Source organism: Aeromonas popoffii (assembly GCF_000820025.1).
Classification (GTDB): Bacteria; Pseudomonadota; Gammaproteobacteria; order Enterobacterales; family Aeromonadaceae; genus Aeromonas; species Aeromonas popoffii.
Map to the genome: position 1 here is coordinate 2113 of NZ_CDBI01000040.1, position 2510 is coordinate 4622.

Consider the following 2510-nt stretch of genomic DNA (forward strand, 5'->3'; position numbering starts at 1 on the left):
CGTGGCCCGGAGTGGCGGTGGCCGCCAGTAAAATGGTCGCCATCACGCCGCCCCTTGCGGCGCCAGCGCCGGGTTGAGGCAGCGCGGGCTGACCTGGATATGGACCCGCTGGATGTGGCGGGCCGAGCGAGCGGTGAAACCTTCCCGCCCATGCAGCAGGCCAAAGTTGTCAGCGATCACCACGTCCCCCGGCTGCCACTGGTGGGCATAGAAGTAGCGGGGATCGTAGAGCCGCTCATGCAGATCCTGCAGGAAGGCGGCTTGCTCCTCGGGCGGGATCCCCTCGATCTGCAGTGCATGCGGGTTGAGGAAGCGAACCCCCTCTCGCGGCGGCTCGTTGTAGCGTATGACGGTTTCACCGCTCACCGGATGAGGCACCAGCAGGGGGGAGCTCACCTCGCCACCGTAGTGCACCACTTGCTTGATGCGATAGGTGATCCGCACCCGCTCCCAGCGAGCCAGCCGCTCGCCATCGAGATCCACCAACAGCTGGCGAGTATTGATGAAGGTGGTACGCCCCCCCTCGTCAGCAGCCGGAGCATGCACGCAGTGAAACAGCTGGAACTCGGGCACGGTCGGCTTGTACATGCCATCCCAGTGCAGCGGCACATAGCTGGAATCGAAGATATGGTCGGTGGCGTTCTGGTCCGCTTTCACATCCAGCACGGCGCCAAAGGACCACATCATGATCTCGCCCCAGCGCTCGGCATAGCGGGTCAGCCGCTCGGGATCGGTGAAGCCAGACACAAACCCGCGCAGGATCAACACGCCGTGGCGACGGGCCCGTTCACGCAGCGACTCGACCGGCAAGTCATGCACCGCTTGCCCCTCCCGGACCGGTTCGATCAGCAGGCCGAAGGGGGTGTGGGGGTGAATGCGGCAGGGCTCGCCGCCGAGGGGAATAAGGGATGCTGTCATCGTGAACTCCTCAGGCGGCCTGCTTGCTGTGGATCAGGTAGTGACTGGGACGGCCATGGATATGGACCAGTTCGTGCTCCAGAGCCAGTACGTCGCGCCGCTTCATCAGCACGAACTGGCCATCCAGATTGGCCGCCACCCCGTGCCAGGGGGTGAGCCAGTCATCCCGGGTCGGCAACATGTGAATGCCCATCTTAAGGCTGTGGCTGGCCTGGGGATGGATGGAGAGACGAATGGCCTCGGGGAAGCGCTCCGCCAGCAGGTTGCCCCAGGCGCGGCTGCGCTGGATCACGGCATGGGTGCGCGACTTGGCATCCCGCTGCAGCGCCGTGTTGGAGAGTGACGTGTCCGGCAGCTGGCTGTCTTCATAGAGGAAACGGGTCATGGCACGATAGAGACGAACCCCCTCCTCGGTGGTTTTCACCTCTTCACTGATCTGCGCCAACGGCTCGGCATAGCGGGCTACCAGCTGTTCACGCAGGGTATCGAAGTCGCGGCTGGCGCAAAATTCGGCCATGCCCGCCACCATCCCCAAGTGGAAGACCCCGAGGTGGGTCGCCCCCAGCTCCAGGATCAGCTGCTCTATGTGGGCCTGATAGGCATCGATGGCCGGATCCGGCACCCGGATCAGATCGCCGAACACGTGGCCATCCGAGCAGATCAGGATCCGCATGCCGGGCCGGTAGTGCAGCTGGATGCGCTGGCAGAGGTGATTGAGAAAACTGAGGGAGAGGCGCTCCGCCATGTCCGGCAGGGTGCCCAGCACCTTGTTCGGGTTGGGTGACTTGGTGGGAAAGGCGGGCAAGACGCAGGTGATGGTCTCACCCCGCTCGATGAACGCTTGCAGACGGGGGATCTGGATGGCCGCCACCTCCTGCTCTTCACTGTGCCGATCCAGGATGGGATCGGGAAAGCGGCGACGATAAGGCAACAACTCGGCAAATATCTCATGGGCAATTTGATGGGAAGATAAACCATTCATTATTCTGGCTCCTTTAGGCAAGATAACATCAATAAAGATGACTCTTTATCAATACGTCCAATCTCTGTCGTTATTATTGGCATATCCGTTTGCTACCCAAACGAATCGAGAGGGGACAATAGCCGAGATGAAGTCAGGCTATCAATTCTCCATTAATGTAAAGTGATTCAACCAAGCGCTAACAATCTATTCAACATAAGATAATTCACCTTATATACATGAATAAAAAGAGATTTAATTAATATTGTAACGTGTTTTAAAACACCAAAAAGGAAAATTCCCCACCGGCTTTATTATTCAGTAAAAATTTTAATAGAGGATTATTTAGCTCAACGTAACAGTGATGTTTTTCATGCCATAAATACTGACCATCTCGCTTTAAATATTGCAAAAAAATTATCCCACCCCATATTACGAAAACGAGCAGGATGCTGGCCATCAATAGGGGGAGTGGCAGGCGAGATAGTTCGTCGTTGATCCGCAGCGGTATCGCGATGGTTTTTCATGGTGGCGGCCCCGGGCGGCGCCGCCAAAAGGGCTCAAGGCTGGGCCGAGCCAGCCGCCAGATAATCCAGAGCCGCCTGCCAGCCCATACGGTAACCCAGTTCCA

The 2510-nt window shown here is 58.4% G+C and carries 2 protein-coding genes; both read right to left on the bottom strand.

The window, feature by feature from the left end; all coding sequences use genetic code 11:
• Positions 1-42: 42 nt before the first annotated feature.
• Positions 43-918, bottom strand: a complete 876-nt coding sequence (locus BN1129_RS07685; protein WP_042035654.1) for a TauD/TfdA dioxygenase family protein — start codon at positions 916-918, stop codon at positions 43-45.
• A 10-nt stretch (positions 919-928) separates the two neighbouring features.
• A complete protein-coding gene (locus BN1129_RS07690; protein ID WP_042035655.1) occupies positions 929-1900 on the bottom strand; it encodes an L-tyrosine/L-tryptophan isonitrile synthase family protein in 972 nt (323 codons plus the stop codon).
• Between the last annotated feature and the right edge of the window lie 610 nt (positions 1901-2510).